Source organism: Prochlorococcus sp. ALOHA_ZT_50 (assembly GCF_022447305.1).
Taxonomy (GTDB): Bacteria; Cyanobacteriota; Cyanobacteriia; order PCC-6307; family Cyanobiaceae; genus Prochlorococcus_A.
The window spans coordinates 34,877-56,102 of record NZ_JAKVCI010000001.1 but is presented as its reverse complement, the minus strand read 5'-3'; the positions used below and the strand labels follow the sequence as shown (position 1 = coordinate 56,102).

The 21,226-nt window shown below is 31.6% G+C and carries 20 protein-coding genes; 4 read left to right on the top strand and 16 right to left on the bottom strand.

The window, feature by feature from the left end; genetic code table 11:
- Nucleotides 1-22: 22 nt before the first annotated feature.
- Both nadC and mnmE read right to left on the bottom strand, forming a co-directional pair.
- On the bottom strand, nucleotides 23-889 hold the full coding sequence (gene nadC, locus MK115_RS00285; protein ID WP_287608123.1) for a carboxylating nicotinate-nucleotide diphosphorylase: 867 nt from the start codon (nucleotides 887-889) through the stop codon (nucleotides 23-25).
- An 82-nt stretch (nucleotides 890-971) separates the two neighbouring features.
- Entirely contained in the window at nucleotides 972-2,354 is a 1,383-nt protein-coding gene (mnmE, locus tag MK115_RS00280) for a tRNA uridine-5-carboxymethylaminomethyl(34) synthesis GTPase MnmE (protein WP_287608121.1), read from the bottom strand.
- 66 nt (nucleotides 2,355-2,420) lie between these two features.
- Between mnmE and MK115_RS00275 the strand changes: the two genes are divergently transcribed.
- Nucleotides 2,421-2,864 carry a DUF2062 domain-containing protein gene (locus MK115_RS00275; protein ID WP_287608120.1) on the top strand — a complete coding sequence of 148 codons (444 nt, stop codon included), beginning with the start codon at nucleotides 2,421-2,423 and terminating at the stop codon, nucleotides 2,862-2,864.
- An 18-nt stretch (nucleotides 2,865-2,882) separates the two neighbouring features.
- On the opposite strand, the gene MK115_RS00270 is transcribed toward MK115_RS00275, so the two are convergent.
- Nucleotides 2,883-5,192 (bottom strand): RelA/SpoT family protein, encoded by a 2,310-nt coding sequence (locus MK115_RS00270; RefSeq protein ID WP_025952286.1) that lies wholly within the window; start codon nucleotides 5,190-5,192, stop codon nucleotides 2,883-2,885.
- A gap of 54 nt (nucleotides 5,193-5,246) precedes the next feature.
- On the opposite strand from MK115_RS00270, the gene MK115_RS00265 reads away from it, so the two are divergent.
- Complete coding sequence (locus MK115_RS00265; RefSeq protein ID WP_287608117.1) at nucleotides 5,247-6,845, top strand: ABC transporter ATP-binding protein; 1,599 nt, start codon at nucleotides 5,247-5,249, stop codon at nucleotides 6,843-6,845.
- On the opposite strand, the gene MK115_RS00260 is transcribed toward MK115_RS00265, so the two are convergent.
- Nucleotides 6,838-7,797 (bottom strand): RluA family pseudouridine synthase, encoded by a 960-nt coding sequence (locus MK115_RS00260; RefSeq protein WP_287608116.1) that lies wholly within the window; start codon nucleotides 7,795-7,797, stop codon nucleotides 6,838-6,840. The two genes, MK115_RS00265 and MK115_RS00260, sit on opposite strands and share 8 nt — an antisense overlap.
- Entirely contained in the window at nucleotides 7,788-8,660 is an 873-nt protein-coding gene (gene ylqF, locus MK115_RS00255) for a ribosome biogenesis GTPase YlqF (protein WP_287608115.1), read from the bottom strand. Before ylqF ends, MK115_RS00260 begins: the two co-directional genes overlap by 10 nt.
- A gap of 213 nt (nucleotides 8,661-8,873) precedes the next feature.
- Between ylqF and MK115_RS00250 the strand changes: the two genes are divergently transcribed.
- Nucleotides 8,874-10,082, top strand: coding sequence for a phosphoglycerate kinase (locus MK115_RS00250; RefSeq protein WP_287608114.1), 1,209 nt, complete (start codon nucleotides 8,874-8,876; stop codon nucleotides 10,080-10,082).
- A gap of 1 nt (nucleotide 10,083) precedes the next feature.
- Here the strand turns inward: MK115_RS00250 and MK115_RS00245 are convergent, their stop codons facing one another.
- Nucleotides 10,084-10,809, bottom strand: coding sequence for a DUF8623 domain-containing protein (locus MK115_RS00245; protein ID WP_287608113.1), 726 nt, complete (start codon nucleotides 10,807-10,809; stop codon nucleotides 10,084-10,086).
- A 40-nt stretch (nucleotides 10,810-10,849) separates the two neighbouring features.
- Here MK115_RS00245 and MK115_RS00240 point away from each other — a divergent pair, with 40 nt between their 5' ends.
- A complete protein-coding gene (locus tag MK115_RS00240; RefSeq protein WP_287608111.1) occupies nucleotides 10,850-11,941 on the top strand; it encodes a UDP-N-acetylglucosamine--N-acetylmuramyl-(pentapeptide) pyrophosphoryl-undecaprenol N-acetylglucosamine transferase in 1,092 nt (363 codons plus the stop codon).
- Here the strand turns inward: MK115_RS00240 and MK115_RS00235 are convergent.
- From MK115_RS00235 to MK115_RS00190, 10 genes are all read right to left on the bottom strand, one after another.
- Nucleotides 11,920-13,005 (bottom strand): pyridoxal phosphate-dependent aminotransferase, encoded by a 1,086-nt coding sequence (locus tag MK115_RS00235; RefSeq protein ID WP_502923581.1) that lies wholly within the window; start codon nucleotides 13,003-13,005, stop codon nucleotides 11,920-11,922. The genes MK115_RS00240 and MK115_RS00235 overlap by 22 nt on opposite strands.
- A 45-nt stretch (nucleotides 13,006-13,050) precedes the next feature.
- Nucleotides 13,051-14,220 carry a quinone-dependent dihydroorotate dehydrogenase gene (locus tag MK115_RS00230; protein WP_287608109.1) on the bottom strand — a complete coding sequence of 390 codons (1,170 nt, stop codon included), beginning with the start codon at nucleotides 14,218-14,220 and terminating at the stop codon, nucleotides 13,051-13,053.
- Between the two features lie 6 nt (nucleotides 14,221-14,226).
- Nucleotides 14,227-14,946: a ribonuclease H family protein gene (locus tag MK115_RS00225; protein WP_287608107.1), complete on the bottom strand. Its 720-nt coding sequence runs from the start codon at nucleotides 14,944-14,946 to the stop codon at nucleotides 14,227-14,229.
- 47 nt (nucleotides 14,947-14,993) lie between these two features.
- The gene (gene rplL / locus MK115_RS00220) at nucleotides 14,994-15,389 is read right to left on the bottom strand and encodes a 50S ribosomal protein L7/L12 (protein ID WP_011817694.1); all 396 of its coding nucleotides are present in this window, start codon (nucleotides 15,387-15,389) and stop codon (nucleotides 14,994-14,996) included.
- Between the two features lie 28 nt (nucleotides 15,390-15,417).
- On the bottom strand, nucleotides 15,418-15,945 hold the full coding sequence (gene rplJ, locus MK115_RS00215; protein ID WP_011862246.1) for a 50S ribosomal protein L10: 528 nt from the start codon (nucleotides 15,943-15,945) through the stop codon (nucleotides 15,418-15,420).
- Between the two features lie 190 nt (nucleotides 15,946-16,135).
- On the bottom strand, nucleotides 16,136-16,843 hold the full coding sequence (gene rplA, locus MK115_RS00210) for a 50S ribosomal protein L1 (RefSeq protein ID WP_011862247.1): 708 nt from the start codon (nucleotides 16,841-16,843) through the stop codon (nucleotides 16,136-16,138).
- Nucleotides 16,844-16,909: 66 nt separating this feature from the next.
- On the bottom strand, nucleotides 16,910-17,335 hold the full coding sequence (gene rplK / locus MK115_RS00205; RefSeq protein WP_002805232.1) for a 50S ribosomal protein L11: 426 nt from the start codon (nucleotides 17,333-17,335) through the stop codon (nucleotides 16,910-16,912).
- 67 nt (nucleotides 17,336-17,402) lie between these two features.
- The gene (nusG, locus tag MK115_RS00200; protein ID WP_011817697.1) at nucleotides 17,403-18,014 is read right to left on the bottom strand and encodes a transcription termination/antitermination protein NusG; all 612 of its coding nucleotides are present in this window, start codon (nucleotides 18,012-18,014) and stop codon (nucleotides 17,403-17,405) included.
- A gap of 51 nt (nucleotides 18,015-18,065) precedes the next feature.
- A complete protein-coding gene (secE, locus tag MK115_RS00195; protein ID WP_011817698.1) occupies nucleotides 18,066-18,308 on the bottom strand; it encodes a preprotein translocase subunit SecE in 243 nt (80 codons plus the stop codon).
- Nucleotides 18,309-18,369: 61 nt separating this feature from the next.
- Nucleotides 18,370-21,135, bottom strand: a complete 2,766-nt coding sequence (locus tag MK115_RS00190; protein WP_287608088.1) for an ATP-dependent Clp protease ATP-binding subunit — start codon at nucleotides 21,133-21,135, stop codon at nucleotides 18,370-18,372.
- Nucleotides 21,136-21,226: the final 91 nt, after the last annotated feature.

Here is a 21,226-nt window from a genome sequence, read left to right as displayed (position 1 = left end):
ATTCAATTATTTATCTATATGATTAATTAATATAACGCATACTCAAATCAATCCAATTACTTTTGGTGATTGAAGAACTTGTTGAAATCAAATCAATACCTTTTATTAGATATTTACTAATTTCTTGAGGGTTTATTCCAGAAACTTCTATTATCAAATTTTTATTGACTTCTTTTTTTAAGCTATTAATTGATAAATCTCTTAATTCTTGAACGCTTTTTTTGATTGTTTCAGGACTAAGTTCATCTAATAAGACACTATCCGCTCCTGCTAATACTGCTTCTTTTGCCTGTTCGATATTCTCAGCTTCAATTATGATATGAGTTGTAAAAGGCGAATTTAGGCGAATTTTTTGTACTGCATTCTTAAGATTATCTGTCCATGCAATATGATTTTCTTTGATCATAGCAGCATCGTATAATCCCATTCTATGATTCACCCCACCTCCGCATTTGAATGCATATTTTTCAAATATTCTTAAGCCAGGAGTCGTTTTCCTAGTATCTGCTAATTTTATATTTGTGCCTTCTAATTTATCTGTAAGATTCTTTGTATATGTTGATATTCCAGATAAATGCATTGCTATATTTAAGCTGATCCTTTCACTAGCGAGTAAACTTTTTGAAGGTCCATATATTTCTAAGAGTTTTTGATCTTTAACAAATTTATCTCCATCAGAGATATTAAATTTTGGACTGATTTTTAAATCAATTTTTCTAAAAATTTCTTTTATAATTTCAACCCCACAGAATATACCCTCCTCTTTTGCAATCCAATATGCATTACCATTCTCTTCTGTAATAGAGGGACTTGTAAGATCTCCCCTACCTATATCTTCATCGATCCAATTATCAATGATTTTACTTATTATTGGAGTATTTAAATCCACTAAACTAAGAAATAATTAATTAATAAAAATTAAACTGAAGTTAGAGAATCAACTATATATCACTATGTAATTTAACTCAAATTTATTTACCAATACAAAACTTAGAAAAAATATTATCTAGAAGTTCCTCTGTTAATTCTTGACCAGTTATTTTAGATAAGTTTTGAATTCCATCTCTCAGTTCAATTGATAACAAATCAAATGGCAATTTATTTTCAATTATTTCATCAGTATCATTTAAATTAGATAAGCAAGCAGACAAATTTGTTAGATGTCTTTCGTTTAAAAATATATTGATATTTTCTACTTGTTTTAATCCGCATTTTTTTATAATTGTGTCTATTAATAATCTTTCACCATCATTATTCTTAATACTCATAAGAATTGTGTTTTTTAACTCATTTGAATTAATATTTTTGCAATCAATTAAATCTTTTTTATTGCCCAAAATAGTAATTAATTTTTCTTTGGGAATTTCTTGTATTATTTTTTTGTCTTCTTCATTAAATCCTTCTTCAAGACTATAAATATAAATTATAAAATCTGACTCTTTTATTTTCCCAAAACTTTTTTTAATTCCAATACTTTCAATTTGTTCATGAGTTTCTCTTATGCCAGCAGTATCAATTATTTTCATTGGAATATCATTAATAGTTAAATTAACTTCAATAACATCTCTAGTTGTTCCAGGAATATTAGTTACGATTGCTTTCTCTTTTTTTGCAAGCAAATTTAATAAAGAGCTTTTACCAACATTTGTTTTACCTATAAGCGCAATGGATATTCCATTGTGAATATATGAATTTCTTTTTGCATTTTCTATTAGTAATTCTATTTTTTCTTTTACTTTTTTAATGTTTTTTAGATATTTGGTGTAATCAAAATCTGTGAAGTCTTCTTCAAAATCAACTCTCGCTTCTATTTCGCAAAGTTGATTTATAAGGTCATTTTTAATATCATCAATTTTTTTCTTTATTTCTCCTTGAACCCCGCTAAAGGCTAACTCTGCTGATCTGGTATTGCTTGCATTAATTAATTGATTAATCGACTCGGCTTGAGTAAGGTCTATTTTTCCATTAAGAAAAGCTCTTTGACTAAATTCTCCTGGGTTTGCAAGTCTAACTCTAGAATTACTAGATAATAATATCTTTAAAACTTTATTTACTATGATAATTCCGCCATGGCAATGAAGTTCAACTACATCCTCTCCTGTGAAGCTATTTGGTGATTTCATCACTAAAATTAAAACCTCATCTATAAATTTATTTTGTTTATTTTCCTGAATAAAACCACGAAAAACCCTATGTGATTCCCATGCATATTTAGATTTAGTTTGAACAATCTTTTTGCAAGAATTTATTGCGTCTTTCCCTGATACTCTTATTATCGCAACTCCTCCCTTCCCAATACTTATAGCTGAAGCAATTGCGGCTATCGTATCTTCTGTAGTAACTATCGAATCCATCTCTCGCTTTGTTATGGATAATTAAGTAAGATTATCAAGAATTTAATTTTGAAATTTTCTTTCTGAATGAGATTTAAAAGAGATATTACCTATAAGAAAATTCTATCATTATTTAGGAATCAGAATGGAAGTCCTTTCTTTAATGCTAAAGGTTTAGCTATAGGGGTATTTAGTGGCTGCTTTCCTTTTTTTGGGTTTCAGACTTTAATAGGGGTATTTTTTGCGAAAATAGCTAAGGGAAATATTGTTCTAGCTGCAATTGGTACCTGGATCAGCAACCCTTTTACTTATATTCCACTTTATTATTTTAACTATAAAGTTGGTTCGATTTTTTTAAATAATCCTTCTAATAAAATTCTTGAAAAAAGTTTAGTTATTGATGACTTATGGAAACAAGGTAGAATTTTTTCCCTAAAATTACTCTTAGGTTCATCTTGTGTAGGTATTTTATTAGCTTTGATTTGCGGCAGTATTGTTTTCTTTATCTACAAGATAAAAAGTAAAAGATAGATTGATCTGATTTTAAAATTAACTTTGTCCAACTCTGGCAATATCTAAAACATCTGCCATTGATTTAATTTGTTCAATTGTTTTGTGAAGTTGATTATAACTTTCAAGACCTACACAAAGATTTATAATAGCTGGTTTACCATAAGCAGTTTTAACATTGGCATCGCTAACGTTTATACCTTTATCAGATAACCGCATAAGAATATCTTTAAGAACTCCAACTCTATCAATTACTTCTATTCGTAGCTGAATTGGAAACTTATTATCGCCAGTTTTATTATCTTGATTCCAACCGACAGGTAATCTTCTCTCTATTGGAATTGGTATTACATTTTCACAATCTTCCCTATGTATAGTTATCCCATGGTTGCCGAGCGACACAGTTCCGATAATATCCTCGCCTGGGAGTGGGGAACAGCATTTACCTATTCTGTAATCAAGACCTTCTATCCCGGAAATTGGTGATTTAGCTGCTGTATTAGATTGATTAGTGGATAAATTATTATTACTTTTAAGAGATTTTGCTATTTCAGAGTCAGAATCATTTTTTACATCTTCTGTCTGTAATTTTATTTCTTCTCTTAGTCTGTTTAATACTTGATGCAAAGTTAAACCACCAAAACCAAGAGATGCAAGAAGGTCTTCAGTAGTTTTTAAATTGCATCGATTTGCAACTTTTTTCATGGCTTCACTAGAAAGTAATGCTTCAAAACCGTTTCTACCTACTTCTTTTTCAAGTAAATCTCTACCTCTTTTAATCGTTTCATCACGATGGCTTTTCTTATACCATTGGCGAATTCTATTTTTAGCAGTTGGCGTAACTACAAAGTTCAGCCAATCCAAGCTTGGAGTAGCATTATTACTTGTCAAAATTTCTATGAAGTCACCATTTTGAAGTGCTGTAGATAATGGAGAAAGCTTTTCATTAATTCTTATTCCATTACAGTGATTTCCAACTTCAGAATGAATTCTGTAGGCGAAATCTATCGCGGTAGATCCTTTCCTTAAACCAACAACATCTCCTTTTGGAGTGATTACAAATACTTCTTCATCAAATAAATCTTCTTTAATTGAAGCTAAATAATCATTATGATCCCTTTCATTACCTTCTTGTTGCCATTCTACTAATTGTCTTAGCCAATTAAATCTCTCGGCATTACTTTTAGCAGGAGAACCACCCTCTTTGTATTGCCAATGAGCGGCAATACCATATTCAGCAATTTGATGCATCGAAGTAGTTCTAATTTGAACTTCAATAGGTCGATGTCTTCCAATCACAGAAGTGTGTAAGGACTGATATCCATTGGGTTTTGGTAATCCTATATAGTCTTTAAATCTACCTGGAATTGGTTTGAAAGTATCATGAACAACTGCTAAAGCTCTATAACAACTATCTGAATTGTCCACGATAATTCTTAGGGCAGCAACATCATAAATCTCGTGAAAATGCTTTTGTTGTCTTTCCATTTTGCTCCAGATGCCATAAAGATGTTTTGGCCTTCCTGTTATTTCAAAATTTTTCAAACCTGCTGAAATCAAGTTTTCCTTCATAAGATTCAAAGTTACTTTTAATCTTTTTTCTCTATCACTTCTTTTAACGGCGATTTGATCTTTAAGATCTAGATATTCTTTAGGCTCTAGGAATTTAAAAGCTAAATCTTCTAATTCCCATTTAAATCTGTTTATTCCTAGTCGATTAGCTAATGGTGCATAAATCTCTCTTGTTTCTCTCGCTATTCTTAGTTTTTTCTCATCATTTAGCCATTCAATTGTTCTCATGTTATGAAGTCGATCTGCAAGTTTTACTAAGACAACTCTGATATCGCTGGCCATAGCCAAAAACATTTTCCTAAGATTTTCAGCTTGTGCTTCAGTCCTGTTGTTAAAGTGAATGCCGCCTAATTTTGTTACACCCTCTACAAGTATTTTTACTTCTAATCCAAAATTTGTTTCTATTTCGGATAAATCAATGCCAGTATCTTCAACTACATCATGTAAAAGGCCTGCAGCAATAACAGATGAACTAGCACCTATTTCTTTAAGGAGATTTGCAACAGCAACCGGGTGGATAATGTATGGCTCGCCGCTCGCGCGGAATTGTCCATCATGAGCTTTATAAGCAAGTTTAAAAGCCTTTACTATAAGGTTTTGATTCTCATCATTTTCTTTATTTGATTTTTCAAAATTATGAATATCTTTAAGAAGCCAATCGGGAATGTTTATTTGATAATTCAAAGATTCACTTTCATATTTTTTATTTTCAGGCAAAATAGTTTTGGAAACTTCAATTTCGTTTTTTTCTTTTGAATTTGCAGCTGCCTCGGACATTTTATATTGCTTTAGATGTATTTTATTTAGGTCTAGAAAAATTTGCTATAAATCATGGAAAAAAATAAAGAAAAAATTATTGTAGTTAAAAATCTTACTGTTAAATATGGTCTAAAACAGCAACCTATTATCAAAAATTTTAATTTGGAAATAGATAGTGGAGATCATTTGGCCATAATAGGACCTTCTGGATGTGGAAAGACCACTTTTGCAAAAACATTAGTAAATATATTGCCTGCAAAGGCCACTTCTAAAGGGTATCTATCGATTTCTAATGTAGATCCTAGGAAAATAAACAACAAAGATGCACAATTATTTAGAAGAAAGAATTTTGGATTTATTTATCAAGACTCTATAAAAAAACTTAATCCGCTAATGAGAGTTGGGGATCATTTATATGAATTATTTAAAACACATGATCAAACTAAATCATCTTTAGCTATTAAAAAATTAGTAAGAGAAGTTTTTCAAAAAGTCGGAATTGAAGAAAGTAGACTTGATTCTTTCCCACATCAATTTAGCGGTGGAATGAGACAGAGAGTTTCTATAGCAATGGCACTTGCTTTGAAACCTAAATTATTAATAGCTGATGAACCTACAACAAGCTTAGATACCAAAACAAGTTTTGAAATTATGCAAGAAATAATTCATCTATGTAATGAATTTGATACAACTTTAATTTTAATTAGTCATGATATTAATCTTGCAGCAAAGTGGTGTAAAAAAGTTGCAATAATTGAAAAGGGATCGATTGTTGAAAAAGGGAATATATTAGATATTTTTCAATCACCAAAATCAGATATCGGGAAAAAGTTAGTAAATGCTTCAAAAATAGTATTAGAACCAAATACTAAAAATAATGCTCGAGATCAGGTCGTTCTAGAGGTAAATAACCTAAGACATTGGTATAAATTAAATTCTTCAATTTTCATTAATAAATGGAATAAGGCTTTAAATGAAGTTAGTTTCAAGTTATATGAGAATGAGACTCTTGGAATAGTTGGTTCTTCAGGGAGTGGTAAAAGTACATTATGTAGGGCTTTAATTGGACTTCTTAAAGTAAGAGGTGGTGAAATCAAAATTTATGATAAAAATCATGCATCGAAAAAAAATAAATCTTTTAAAAAGAACAATAAAGTGCAAATTATTTTTCAAGATCCTTTTTCAAGTTTGAATCCGAAAATGACAATTAAAAATATTTTGGAAGATATATTTTTTATTCAAAAAATTTCAGATAAAAGAAAAATCGAAAAAGAAATAAAATTAATGTTAAGAAATTTAAATCTTCCCTTAAATAATGATTTTTTTAATTCTTATCCTAGCCAATTATCTGGTGGTCAATTGCAAAGAATTTCATTAGCCAGAGCGCTATTGTTGAAACCAAAAATTTTGATTTGTGATGAGAGCGTTAATATGTTGGATGCTTCAGTAAAAATAGAGATTCTTGAATTACTTAGAGTCTTGCAAGAAAAAATGAATTTAACGATTATCTTTATTACTCATGATTTGGGCATTGCTAAAAGATTTTGTGATAGGTTGCTAGTTATGAATCACGGAAAGATAGTTGATGAAGGAGAAAGTTCTACAATATTCACTAAAACTCAAAACACGTATACAAAATCGCTTCTAAATTCCTCTTTAAATCTTATTTAACTTTAAGAACACTTAGTAATTTTTGAAAATCTAATGGTAATTCTGATTCAAATATCATTTCTTTACCATTTATTGGATGTATAAGTCCAAGCTTGATGGCGTGTAAAGCTTGGCCATCTAATTTACATGGTAGTTTTTTACATCTTCCATATAATGGATCACCCACAATTGGATGATTAATGTGAGCGCAATGAACTCTTATTTGATGCGTTCGCCCCGTATCTAGTTTGAAACTCATTAATGAGTAATTGCCAAATCTTTCTTCTAATTTCCAATAGGTACAGGCATACCTTCCTGAAGTTTCTTCAACTACTTTATATTTCAATCTATTTAATTTATCTCTGCCAATGTTTCCCACTATTTGGCCTTCTTCAGAATTAGGTGCTCCATGAATTACTGCAATATATTCGCGTGATGCTATTTTTTCTTTAATTTGTTTCTGGAGATTTACTAATGCCTCTTGGCTTTTTGCAACCACCATACATCCGGAGGTATCTTTATCTAATCTGTGAACAATCCCAGGTCTTAGTTTCCCATTAATTCCAGGTAGATCTTTACAGTGAAAAAGTAATCCATTCACTAAAGTTCCAGATTTGTGTCCAGGGGCTGGATGAACAATTAGTCCTGATTGTTTATTAATTACTATGATGTGCTCGTCTTCAAAAAGGATATTTAAATCCATTTTTTCAGGTTTCAAATAAATAAGAGGTTCTGGAGGAGGCATCCATATTTGAACATTGTCGCCATTTTTTAATGGGGTCTTTGCTTTCGCGGTCTTATAGTTTACAAGTACTAAACCTGAATTTATAAAATGTTGAATTCTTGCTCTACTTTGTTCTGGCCTTTTACTTACCAACCATCTGTCTAGCCTCATAGGAAGAGGTAGCTCATAAATAATTTCTATAAGCTCACCTTCTCCAATGCCGAAAGAATTTTGATTATTTAATTCCATAGTGGGACTTCTAAAGCAATTTTACCCAGCATTTGATTTCTATAATCTTCCAATAACTTATGAGACATTCTCCTTTTATCGCCTGAGGTATGTTTTGAAGCTGCTTCGTCGATCCAAGCAGAAGGACTCTTAAAGCCTTTGGTAATATCAACTCCATATCTATTAGATATTTGTTTAACTGAGATATTCGCATTCTTATCTTTGTTGAGAGTGGATATAATTTTGATAAATCCAATTGCGACACTCTCTATTTCATAAGCAGCTTCACCAATATCGTCACACAGTGCAAGATTAAGTGCTGATTTTTGATCTTCTAAATTTGGAGGTATAACACCAGGAGCATCTAGCAGATCTATACCACTTTCTAATTTTATCCATCTTAAATTACGAGTCACGCCTGCTTTCCTAGCGCTATCTACAACTCTTTTTTTTGCAATTCTATTAATTAATGCTGACTTTCCTACGTTTGGAAAACCAAGTGTAAGGGCTCTAATTGGCCTAATTCGCATTCCTCTAGAGAGTCTTCTATCGTCGATTGACGACCTAGAATCTTTGGCTGACTTACAAATTTCTTTAATCCCTATTCCTCTTTTAGCATCACACCAAAGAGGATATTGATCTTTAGCATTAAACCATTTATTCCAACTATTGATTGTATTAGGGGAGATCATGTCTGATCTGTTAATAACAAGAATATGTTTTTTATTATTTATCCATTTATTTAAGTGTGGATGTCCTGTTGACAAAGGAATTCGTGCATCTCTAACTTCTATAACTAAATCTACTTTATTGATAACTTCAGATAATTTCTTTTCTGCTTTTGCGATATGGCCTGGGTACCATTGGATTTTGGGTATGTCCACTTCAATAAATCAAATAAAATTTTGTATTCCTTTTAGTTTTTATAAGTTTCAAAAGTATTTACTTCTAAAGTTTAGTATAAATTTAATGACTAAAAAATTTTTATAATCGTTAATTCTTAAAATTTATTAAGGCATAGGTAACAGTAACTACTTTTTAACCCAATAAGCCCAAATTAACGTTAGGGTCTTGAGATTATAAATATAGCTTGTTTAATGTCAAAATTATCTCTTTCCAGTCTTGATAAGACACATTTAGAAGGAAAAAAAGTTCTTGTAAGAGTAGATTTTAATGTTCCATTAAATGAAGATGGTCAAATAACCGACGATACGCGTATTCGTGCAGCGATCCCAACTATTGAATATCTTATTAATCATTCTGCAAAAGTTATTTTAGCTGCTCATTTTGGTAGACCAAAGGGTCAGGTAAATGAAAAAATGAGATTAACTCCAGTAGCAGCAAGATTAAGTGAATTGTTGGGGCAAAATGTTGCTCTTACTAACAGTTGTATTGGTGATGAAGCAGTTGCACAATCAAATAGCTTATCTAATGGAGATGTTCTTTTACTTGAAAATGTTCGTTTTTTTGGTGAAGAGGAAAAGAACGACCTGGAGTTTGCTAAAAAATTAGCATCACATGCAGATATGTATGTAAATGATGCTTTCGGTGCTGCTCATAGAGCGCATGCTTCAACTCAGGGTGTTACAAATTATTTAAGTCCCTCAGTAGCTGGATTCCTTTTAGAAAAAGAATTGAAATACCTACAAGGAGCTGTAGATTCCCCAAATCGTCCATTGGCAGCAATAGTTGGAGGATCAAAGGTTAGTAGCAAAATAGGAGTACTTGATTCTTTACTAGATAAGTGTGACAAAATCATGATTGGTGGAGGTATGATTTTCACTTTTTATAAAGCTAGAGGTTTAGATGTCGGAAAGAGCCTTGTAGAAGAAGATAAACTCGAGCTTGCTAAAGATTTAGAAGCAAAAGCAAAAGCAAAAGGAGTAGAATTATTATTACCCACTGATGTTGTTTTGGCTGATGAATTTTCTCCTGAAGCCAATAGTAAAATATCTCAAATTGATGCAATTAGTGGGAATTGGATGGGTCTAGATATTGGTCCAGATTCCATTAAAGTTTTTCAGAATGCTCTTGCAGAATGTAAGACAATTATTTGGAATGGTCCAATGGGAGTTTTTGAATTTGATAAATTTGCAGACGGTACAAATGCAATAGCTACGACTCTTGCGGACTTAAGTGCTTTTTCTGAAGTTTGTACAATAATTGGTGGTGGAGATTCAGTTGCAGCAGTTGAAAAAGCAGGATTAGCTGAGAAAATGTCTCATATATCTACTGGAGGTGGGGCTAGTTTGGAACTTTTAGAAGGTAAAACTTTACCAGGTGTGGCTGCGTTAAACGACGCTTAGGCTATATCTCATCAACAATATCAATGCTCTTTGTGAAAGTAATCATTCCCTCAGGATGAGCTATGATTCCTGACCAAATTTGTATCCCTGGTTTTGAAGGGGCTCTTGTTATTTTAAAAATCCCTCCAGACGCCAATGGCTCCAATAATATTTCTTGTTCAAACAATGAATTAACTTGATGAGGTTTTATAGCTCCAGCAATAATCACTTCTTCAAGAGGCTTATTTAGAATTATATCGATATCGTATTTTGAACCAGTAAGAACTCTATCAGGAATTTTAAAACTAATATCTATTTTTTTATTATCGTTTCTTATTGTGGTGAATAAATTTTTGATAATCCCTTCATCTATTTTCCCATTTACGATTGAAAATAAATAATCAAATTTGGATTCGAGTATATATATTTCTCCATTAACTATTTTTTCCCCAAAAACTTTTATTCGCAAAATATCTTCATCTGGAATATTAGATTTTAATCTTTTGATCTTCCATTTGCTGTTAGGGAAATCATTAATAATCTTTGAAAATTGTTTTGGTATATTTTGGCTTTCTTCATTTCTAAAATTTTTTCTAATGAATTCTAAATCTCTTGCATTTAGGGAGTTTTCTAGATTTCTTATAAAATCAACTTTCAAAGTTTGCGTTATTGCTGAATAGGGAATAATAAGATAAACAAATAAGTAGAGAAGAAATCCTATATTTTTGAATAAGTTTAAATTAAACATATTAATCATTGGTTATTTTATTCTACTATTTTAGGTTTTTATGTCTAGAAAAAATAATTTATTAGTTGCAGCAAGTGGTACAGGGGGGCATATTTTCCCAGCCTTAGCAGTTTCTAAAGAGGTGGAAGATGAATGGAATATTCATTGGTTGGGTGTTAGTCAAAGGCTTGATGCAAATTTTATTCCCGAAAAATATAATTTGAGGACTTTGAATATAAAGACACCAAGAAAAAATATTTTTTTGTTTTATCAATATATAAAAATTTTAATGTCAACTTTCCAAATAATTAGGATCTTAAAAGAAAAAAAAATTAACTTGGTTTTTACGACTGGAGGTTATATATCTGCCCCTACTATTGTTGCTTCAAAACTTCTAAGGATACCTATCATTATTCATGAATCAAATGTAATTCCAGGAATGGTCACGAAATATTTTGGTTTTTTATGTAACTATGTTCTTTTAGGATTTAAAGAAACAAATTCTTATTTAAAAAATTGTAAAACTATTTTCACTGGAACACCTTTAAGAGAGCAATTCTATAAATTTAATTTTTTGCCAGAATGGGTTCCAAAAGGAAATGGACCTCTTTTGATTGTTATGGGAGGTAGTCAAGGAGCAAAAGCTATAAATCAAATTCTTTATGAATCTCTAGAGTTTTTAATAAAAAAACAATTTCGGATAGTTCATATTGTTGGCGAATCTAATCTAAAACCTTTTCATGTAAAAAACTCCAAAAATTATATTCAAAAGAAATTTACTAATGAAATAGCAGCTTTAATTCAAAACTGTGATCTTGTAATATCGAGATCTGGTGCAGGAACAATCAATGAATTAATGGAGGCTGAAAAACCTTCAATTTTAATTCCATATCCAGATTCTAAAAATAATCATCAGGAGAAAAATGCAATGATTCTTGCTGAAAGTGGAGGCTCAGTTTTAATCAATCAGAATAAAATTTCTAAAGAAGTTTTTGAAGAAACTCTAGAAAGAATTTTTAAAATAAAATCAAAAAAGGGAAAAAATCATTATGAAATATTAGATCTCATGAAGAAGAATATGGAAAATAATAATAAAATTAAATCTAAAAATGAGATTAAAAAATTTATTAATTATTTTTTAAAGGAATTCTGAATTTCTTTACATAAAAGAGTGTTATTTTTCCTATTCTGCAAACTTATTCTTGCCCACTTTTCGTCAAGAAATCTAAATGAAGTGCATTCTCTAAGCAATATTCCCTTATTTTCTAAGTATTTTATATTTGGCGACAAGGATGTTTTACTTTCTATTAAAAAAAAGTTGGTTGAAGAGTTATGAACTTTAAGGTTCTCTATTTTTGATAATTTTTCAAATACTCTCTTTTTTTCAATATTTATCCAGCTGTGAATCTGTTTTGTCCACTGTTCATAGAATTTCTTATTACTTAGTAGATCAATTCCGGCTTTAATAGAAAATGAATTTAAAGGCCAAGGATCTCTATTTATTTCCCATTGTTTAAGTTTTTTCGATGAGCCAATAACGTAACCTAATCTAAGACCAGGAATATTGAAGATTTTGGTCAAGCTTCTCAAGACTAATAAATTATCAAATCTTTGGGTTAATGGTATTAAAGATTCTTTGTCTCCATTAGGTGTTATCGATAAGAAAGCTTCATCGCAGATAACTAATTTATATTTTTTCACAACTTCCTCCAATGAATTCTTTTCCCATAATTGGCCGGTAGGGTTATGTGGATTTGTTATCCAAATAACATCACCTTTTGGATGAAGCGGAAATGATTGAGGAAAAATATCATTCCAGTTTTTTGGTAATTCGCAATGTATAAAATTGCTATTCCAACAATTTAAAGATCTTTCATAATCAACAAATGATGGAGAAGGAATACAACTTATTCCGAATTTGGATGCTTCATAACCTGCCCAGGTTATTAATTCAGAAGCTCCATTTCCAGGCAATATATTGTCTGGATTTATCCCATGAAATTTGCCGATTATTTCTTTCAGATCACTCAAGTTTCTTTCTGGGTAATATCTAAAGCCAAGATTCTTAATTTCCGCATTTATTGAATCTATTAGTATTTGAGGGGGATCAAAGGGTACTAATGATGCACTTGCATCAATGATTTCGGAGGGTAATAAATTTAATTTTTTCGCAATTGCATATACATTTCCACCGTGCTTCAAGTTTGATCCTTGCATGGCTAACGTTGAGTAATCATGAGGTTCATTATTCATTCTCTAATTTTATTCAACCCATTTTAAATCTGATCCAATTGCATCTTTTATACTAGATAATTGATGGTTATTGAGTTGCTTTATAATTCCCTCAAGTATATCTGGTACTAATTGTGGACCCTTATATATCCATCCTGTATAAAGTTGAATTAATGATGCTCCAGAACAAATTCTTTCCCAAGCTGACTCAGGACTATCTATTCCACCAACGCCAATTAAAATAATCTTTTTATCAATATTATGTATATGTTTTATTATTTGATTTGCTTTTTTTTGGAGAGGCCTTCCACTTAATCCTCCATTCTCTTGAGAGAGTAATAATCCAGTTTGCCTGATCTTTCTATTTTCAAGACCTAATCTATCAATGCTGGTGTTTGTAGCAATTATTCCATCGATGTTTTCCTCGATTATTAATTGGCAAATATCTTCAATATCTTTAAGGCCTAAATCTGGCGCAATTTTTACAAATAATGGTGGACAATTAGGTAAGTTTTTAATTTCTCTAAGAAGTTCTTTTAGAAGAATTGGATCTTGTAATTTTCTTAGTCCTTCAGTATTTGGAGAACTAACGTTTATTGCTGCGTAATCACAATATGGAATTAATAATTTTAGAGAAGTTAAATAATCATCTTTTGCTTGAGATAAACCTGTAATTTTTGACTTCCCGAAATTTATCCCTAAACAAATATTCTCCCTGTTTTTTTTAAACTCAATACCTTGTTCGACAAAGTTTTTAACTAGATTTTCAGCACCATTATTATTGAAACCCATTCTATTTAATGCTGCTTCTTCTTCTGCCAATCTAAATAACCTTGGTTTGGGATTTCCATTCTGAGCAAATTTAGTTACTGTACCAAGCTCAGCAAATCCAAAACCAAAATCTTTCCATATATTTGCGGCATTTCCATTTTTGTCAAAACCCGCAGCTAAACCAATTGGATTACAAAAATTTATTCCACATATGTTCTGAGTTAACCTTTTATCAACTACAGAAAATTCTTCATTTAGATTTTTTAAGATAGAAGATACTATAGGCCAATTATATTTTCTTGAACTGAATGATAGGAGACTAAGAGATAAATTTGTTAAGTATTCTGCATCAATTCCAGAGTCTTTTTTTAATACAGGGGTAATCAAGTTTTTATAAAGATTTTTAAATCCCCCCTTCTGTTCATTCATAAAAAATTAGGCTTCTTTTTTTTCTATTATCCAATATTTTTTATCTTTAGGAATCAATCTCCAATTACGCCATTCAAAAAGTGAATATTGTTTTATCTTTAAGTGGTTTTCTTCACCTAATAAGGTGTCTAGTTCAGGTGAACTTAACAGGTACTTTTTTTCTGCAAATTTTTGAATTAATTCATTGCGGGAAAATAATTCCTGAATTTCTGCAGGTGCATTTTTTTCAAAAAAATCAACTGAGGATTCTACTTTTTTTAAGTTACTTTCTATAGATATACCTTTGCTGTAATTAGTTGCAATTTTATCAACCCTATCATTTTGTTTATCCCCGCTATGACCTTTAACATATTCCATTATTAGGCCATTAATTCTTAATTGATCAATTTTTTGCCATAAATCAAGATTTTGAACTGATTTTCCTGAGCTTGTTTTCCATCCATTTCTCTTCCAATTAATAATCCATTTTGTATAACCCTCTATGACATATTTACTATCAGTTCTTAGTTTAAAGTTCTCTTTTAATTTGTAGGTTTTTAATTTCTCAAGAGTTTTTATAGCCGCAGTGAGTTCCATTCTATTATTAGTAGTATTTTGCTCGGAACCACCTATTTCTAATTCGCTGTTATCGTCAAAAATTATTAAACCGCCCCAACCACCTGGGCCTGGATTACCACTGCAGGCTCCATCTGTTGCGGCTTCAATCGCAATACTATCACTATTCATAATTTTTGAAGCCGATATTAAGGTTATCGGCTTGAAAAAATGTACTCTTACTTAAGTGTAACTTTACCGCCAGCTTCTTCAATCTCTTTCTTTAAAGATTCAGCATCTGCTTTGGCAATTCCTTCTTTTACTGTTTTTGGTGCAGATTCAACAAGTGCTTTTGCATCGCCAAGACCTAGACCAGTTGCATTTCTTACAACCTTAAGTACTTTGATTTTTGCAGCTGCATCAAAGCTTTCGAGAACTACATCAAATTCAGTTTTTTCTTCAGCAGCGCCACCATCTGCGTCACCGCCAGCTGCTCCTGGAGCTGCCATTACTACACCTGCAGAAGCTGCAGCAGATACACCAAAAGCCTCTTCAATTTGCTTTACAAGCTCAGATGCTTCTAAAAGTGATAGAGATTTTAATGATTCAAGAATTTCTTCAGTTTTTGCGGACATTTTCTTAAAAGTTAATTAGGGTTTGAATTTAAGATTCTGATTTTTCAGAATGTTGTTTAAGTGATCTAGCAAGTCCAGAAGGCACTTCATTGATAGAGATCGCAATTTTTGTTGCTACGCCATTTAGAGCGCCAGCAATTTTTGCCATCAATACTTCTTTAGATGGAAGACTTGCAATTTCTTTTATTTCAGAATCGCTAAGAAGTCTGCCTTCAAATAAAGCTCCTTTGGTCTCGGATTTTTTGGTGTCTTTTTGAAAAGATTGGATTGCTTTTACAGCACCACCAACATCTTCTTTAATTAACACAAAAGCATTTGTTCCGGTCAGTAAAGATTCAAGATCGTTCCAATTACTATCTCCATCAATAGCTTTGCGCATTAATGAATTTTTAGTAACTTTGCAGATGCCGTTAGTTGTTTGCAATCTAGATCGCAAATCTGACATCTCTTTGATAGTTAAACCTTTATAGTCAAGAACTACAGCCATTTCCGAGTCGTTTAATAGAGATTTAATCTCAGTAACGATTTGTTGCTTATTCTCTAGTGTTCGGCCCATTGATGTTTTTTGGATCGTAATTTAGGGAGAGCAGGAAATGCGGCAAAGTTCTTTTAAAGAGGCCGCTTTTATTAGATCCAAAAAGAAATAATTTAAGACGAGTCCTCGGTAGGAATTAAAAATTTAGAATAACTAAATCAACCTACTTTCTTTGGCCGTATTATTGCAATTTAAATTATACTACAAAGCGTTAACCTTCAGGTTGGTAATCTTGTACAGCATTTATGTCTACTTGAACTGAAGGCCCCATTGTTGAAGTTACATAAAAAGTTTTCCAATACTTTCCTTTAGCTCCACTTGGTTTATTTTTATCAATTGATTCTTGTAAGGTTTTTAAGTTGTCAAATAGAGCCTCTTTTGTGAAACTTGCTTTTCCAAAGCGGACATGAACGATTCCAGCCTTATCTGCTCTAAATTCGAGCTTACCAGCTTTGAATTCTTTTATTGCATTAGCAATGTCATTAGTTACTGTCCCAGCTTTAGGATTAGGCATTAAACCTCTAGGTCCTAAAACTCTTCCTAATTTTGCAACCTTTGGCATCATATCTGGAGTTGCAATAAGTAGATCAAACTCCATATTTCCTTTGTTGATGCTTTCTACAAGATCTTCTTCGCCAAATAAATCTGCACCAGCAGCCTTAGCTTTCGATACATTCTCACCGCTTGTAATTACTGCAATTTTGATGCTTTGGCCAGTACCATGTGGTAATGCAACAGTGGTCCTTAATTGTTGATCAGTATATTTTGGATCAATACCTAAACGTATATGTGCTTCAATAGTTTCATCAAATTTTGCATTAGCATTTTCCTTGATAATACTAAGAGCTTCAAGTGGTGCGTAAATGCGATCTTCTATCTTTGTTGATAGAGCCGCCATTCTTTTGGATAGTTTTTTCATAATAATATTGGGTGCAAACGGTTATTAACTAACCTCCCCTAAATAGTGAGAAATTTTGTATTGAACTCAATCAGTGATAGAGACGCCCATATTACGAGCAGTACCCTCAATTACTTTCATTGCTGATTCAACACTAGAACAGTTTAGATCAGGAAGCTTAGTTTTGGCTATTTCTTCTAATTGAGCTTTACTTATATTCCCAACAGAGCCTTTTGCGGATTCACCTGATCCTTTCTCTATACCAGCTGCTTTTGTTATTAAGACGGAAGCAGGAGGTGTTTTTGTGATAAAAGTAAAGCTTCTATCTTCAAAAACAGAAATCTCGACTGGAATTACAAAACCTGCTTTATCTTGTGTCCTTGCGTTGTATTCTTTGCAAAATGCCATGATATTGACACCATGTTGTCCTAAAGCTGGCCCTACAGGAGGAGCAGGATTTGCTTTGCCTGCTTGTAGAGCAAGCTTGATAACTGCAACAATTTTTTTTGCCATTAGATTAGAGAATTTAAGCTGAAGTAGAAAATCATAATTTTACTCGATAAACAAGAACAATTAGAAATTAATTTTGTTTATTGATTTGGGAGAATTCTAATTCTACAGGAGTCTCGCGCCCAAATATTGAAAGTAATGCTTTTAATTTATTTCTTTCTCCGGAAACTTCTATAACTTCTCCCTGGAAATCCTTGAATGGACCGCTAGTTACAATGATTCTATCTTTTTCTTCAATATCTAACTTGATTACAGCTTTTTTCTCTGATGCGCGCTTAAAGATTCTATTAACTTCTTGTCTTGATAATGGTCGAGGTTTGATATGACCTCGCGATCTTCCGCTGCCTCTACCGTCTTCAGCACCGACAAAGTTAATTACATTTGGAGTACTTTTAACAGCCATCATTGTATCTTCATCCAAAATCATTCTTACGAGGACATAACCTGGGAAAACTTTTTCTTCAGTAGTTTGTCTGCTTCCATCTTTTTTTAATTTAATTCCTGGAGTTTGGGGAATTTCAATTTCAATGATTCTATTATTAACACCTAAAGTTACTGATCTCTGCTCAAGAGTCGCTTTTACTTTTTTTTCACAGCTTGATGCTACTTGAACTGCATACCATCTTGCGATGCTTGTATTTGCTTTTGAAGAAGCAAGGTTTGTAGTTAATTCATTACTCATTTTTCTGGAAGCTTAATTAAGATCTTTATTAATGGATATTCGGGAGATAATTCAACCAAAAATTTGCGAGGCTGCCCATCCATAGAATCTGCTAACAGAAGCAATGGCTGCAGCAGAAAAAGATACCATAATTATAACTGCTACTGATTCGCTAAAAAGTTGTTGTTTGTTAGGCCACACGACAAGTTTAAGCTCATCGTAGGTAGATCTAAAAAAATTATTCTTTTTTTTAGGCTCTTCAACTTCAGGAGAATCCTTTTTAAGAGGTTCTTTATTAGTAGTAGGACTTGTCACAAAATTTTTTTGAAATTAAGCTTTATGCTTTAGTTTTTATTTTAGCTTATTGATTTACTCCTCAGCTAGGTTTGAAAACGATCTCATCTTTTTTAGCAGGGTTAAGTTTAATTGTTATATTTTTTTTATTTTTGAAGTTATCCTCTAAAAGTTTTGCAGCCAAGGGATTTTCTATTTGTCTTCTAAGTTCCCTGCTAAGTGGCCTAGCACCATATTCAGGTTCGTAAGAATCGTTTGCAATTTTGTTGATAACTTTTTTGTCTATAGCGATATTTATTTTCTGCTCAAGTAGCAGGTTCTTTAAATCTTCTGTTTGTAGAATGATTATTTTTTGAAGTTCATCAATAGATAATGGATCAAACTTTACCACTTCGTCAATTCTATTTAAAAATTCAGGTCTAAAAATTGAAGACAATGCATTACTAATTGAATCATCTAGAGTTTGTTGATCTTTTTCTAACTTTCCCTCACTTTTAGAAATCTTTTGTGAATACTCCAGTATAGATTTACCAGCTAGGTTACTTGTCATAATGATTACCGTATTTTTGAAATCTACGGTCCTTCCTTGAGAGTCCGTTAATCTTCCTTCATCTAAGACTTGCAAAAGGATATTAAATACTTCTGCATGTGCTTTTTCTATCTCATCAAGAAGTATTACTGAATAGGGTTTACGTCTTACAGCTTCAGTTAATTGACCTCCCTCTTCATAACCAACATAACCTGGGGGAGCTCCTAAAAGTCTTGCTACGGCATTTTTCTCCATATATTCACTCATGTCTAATCTTAAAAGTGCGTCTTCTTCATCAAATAAAGCTGTTGCAAGAGATTTTGCTAATTCTGTTTTGCCAACACCTGTAGGACCCATAAATAAAAAAGATCCAATAGGTCTTTTAGGACTTTTCATGCCAACGCGAGCTCTTCTAATTGCAGCAGAAACAGCTTCTATAGCTTTTTCTTGTCCAATAACTTTTTCACTTAGTTCTGTTTCTAGATTGACTAATTTCTTACGTTCATTTGAAACTACTTTAGAAATTGGAATACCTGTGATTTTTGATATAACATCTGCAATATCATCAGGTTCAACTTGATATTTAAAAGGGAAATTTCTATTTTTCTTTATTTTATTAAAGTTCTCTTCAACTTTTTGTATGTCATTCTCTATTTCACTTAACTCTTCTTCAAGCTTTTCTAAATAATCTAGATCATTTTCAATTTCGCGATTTGATTTATCTTTAATTTGTTTGGTTAGCTTATCTTCTTCTTTCATTAAAATAGATAATTCCTCCATTTCTTCACGTAAATTGTTCCAATTTTCCAAAAGAACGTTCAATTTTGCCTCTGATTGTTGTCTATTATTCAATAGTTTTTCTTGAGCTTCGATATTTTCTCCTTGCAAATTATTCAATTTTTCATCAATAGTATTAAGTTTGTTTTCTTGTTGGAGAATGATTTGAGGCATATTATTAGACTCGATTTTCAACTGTGCAGCTGCTTCATCAATTAAATCTATTGCACTATCAGGGAGACATTTATCGCTGATGTATCTATCGGCCAATTTTGCAGAATAGTTTACAGCCTCTTCAGAAATTTTTATGCCATGATGTGATTCATATTTCTTTTTGATCCCTTGTAATATTTTTGCGCTTAATTCTACTGAAGGTTCATTAACAGCTATCTTTTGAAAGCAATTATTTAATGCCTGATCTTTTTCAATAGTTTCACGAAATTTCTCAGGTGTTGTTGTACCGATACATCTAAGTTCTCCTTCAGCTAGTAAAGGTTTTAAGATATTACTGATGTCGGTAGAAGATCTGTCAGAACTTAATATTGAGTGAATTTCATCAATAAATAGAATCATTCCTTGGTTTGGATTATTTAGTTCCTGCATTATTAAGCTTAGTCTTTCCTCTAGTTGACCTCTAAATTTGGTCCCAGAAACTAATGCACCTAAGTCAAGTGAAATAATTTTTAAGTCCTTTAAAGTATCAGGAACTTTTTTGTCTACAATTAATTGAGCAAGTAATTTTGCAATTGAGGTTTTACCAACTCCAGGATTGCCAATAAGTATAGGGTTATTTTTGTTTCTTCTGCAGAGTACCCTCATTAAATTATTGATCTCATTTTCTCTTCCTAAAACGGGATCCAGTAAGCCTTTTTTAGCTGATTCTGTTAAATCTTTTCCATAAATTGAAAGAGCATTTTCATCTTTTCCAACTTGTTTTTTGGTTTCAATTTGAAGTTCACTTTTCGGTAATGGAACAATAGCTTTTTTAAATTTTTCTTCTTTTACAAAAGTCTCGTTAGTCTCGTTGTTTGATTCAAAATTAGATTGATTATTTATTTCAATTACATTCCCATAATTAAAAGAATCTTTTGATTGATTAATATTTGGGTAAAACTTTAATTCTTCCTCTAATTTTTCCATTGAAAGGTTTCCTTCTTCAAAAACATAATTTCCAATTCTTAAATCTCTTCCAAGAGCAATTAGTAAATGAGGGATTTCTATTAATCTCGATCCCCATTGAGTTTTAATCTGATTCGCGTTATCTAATAAAATTTCTAAATCTTCTCCGATAGTAAAAATATCTGACTCATTTGTTGGTGTCTCTTCTAAAAAATCTTCTGTTATATCTAAAACTGTATCTTGGTCGATTGATAATTTTTCAATGAAAGCAAAGAATTCACTTGATGAGAACAATGTATGAATTATGTGTTCAATATTAAATTCGCTATGATCCCATTTTTTTGCGGTTTCTTCCCCTAATAAAAGAAGATTCCAACTAATATCGCTAAATAGTTCAGGACTGGATGTAAGTGTTTCTCTCATAAACTATAAAAACTATAGTTGATTATTAATTAATATTCTAAATAGGATCTGCATTAATAATCATCCAATAATTTTCAAATTGTAAGATGAA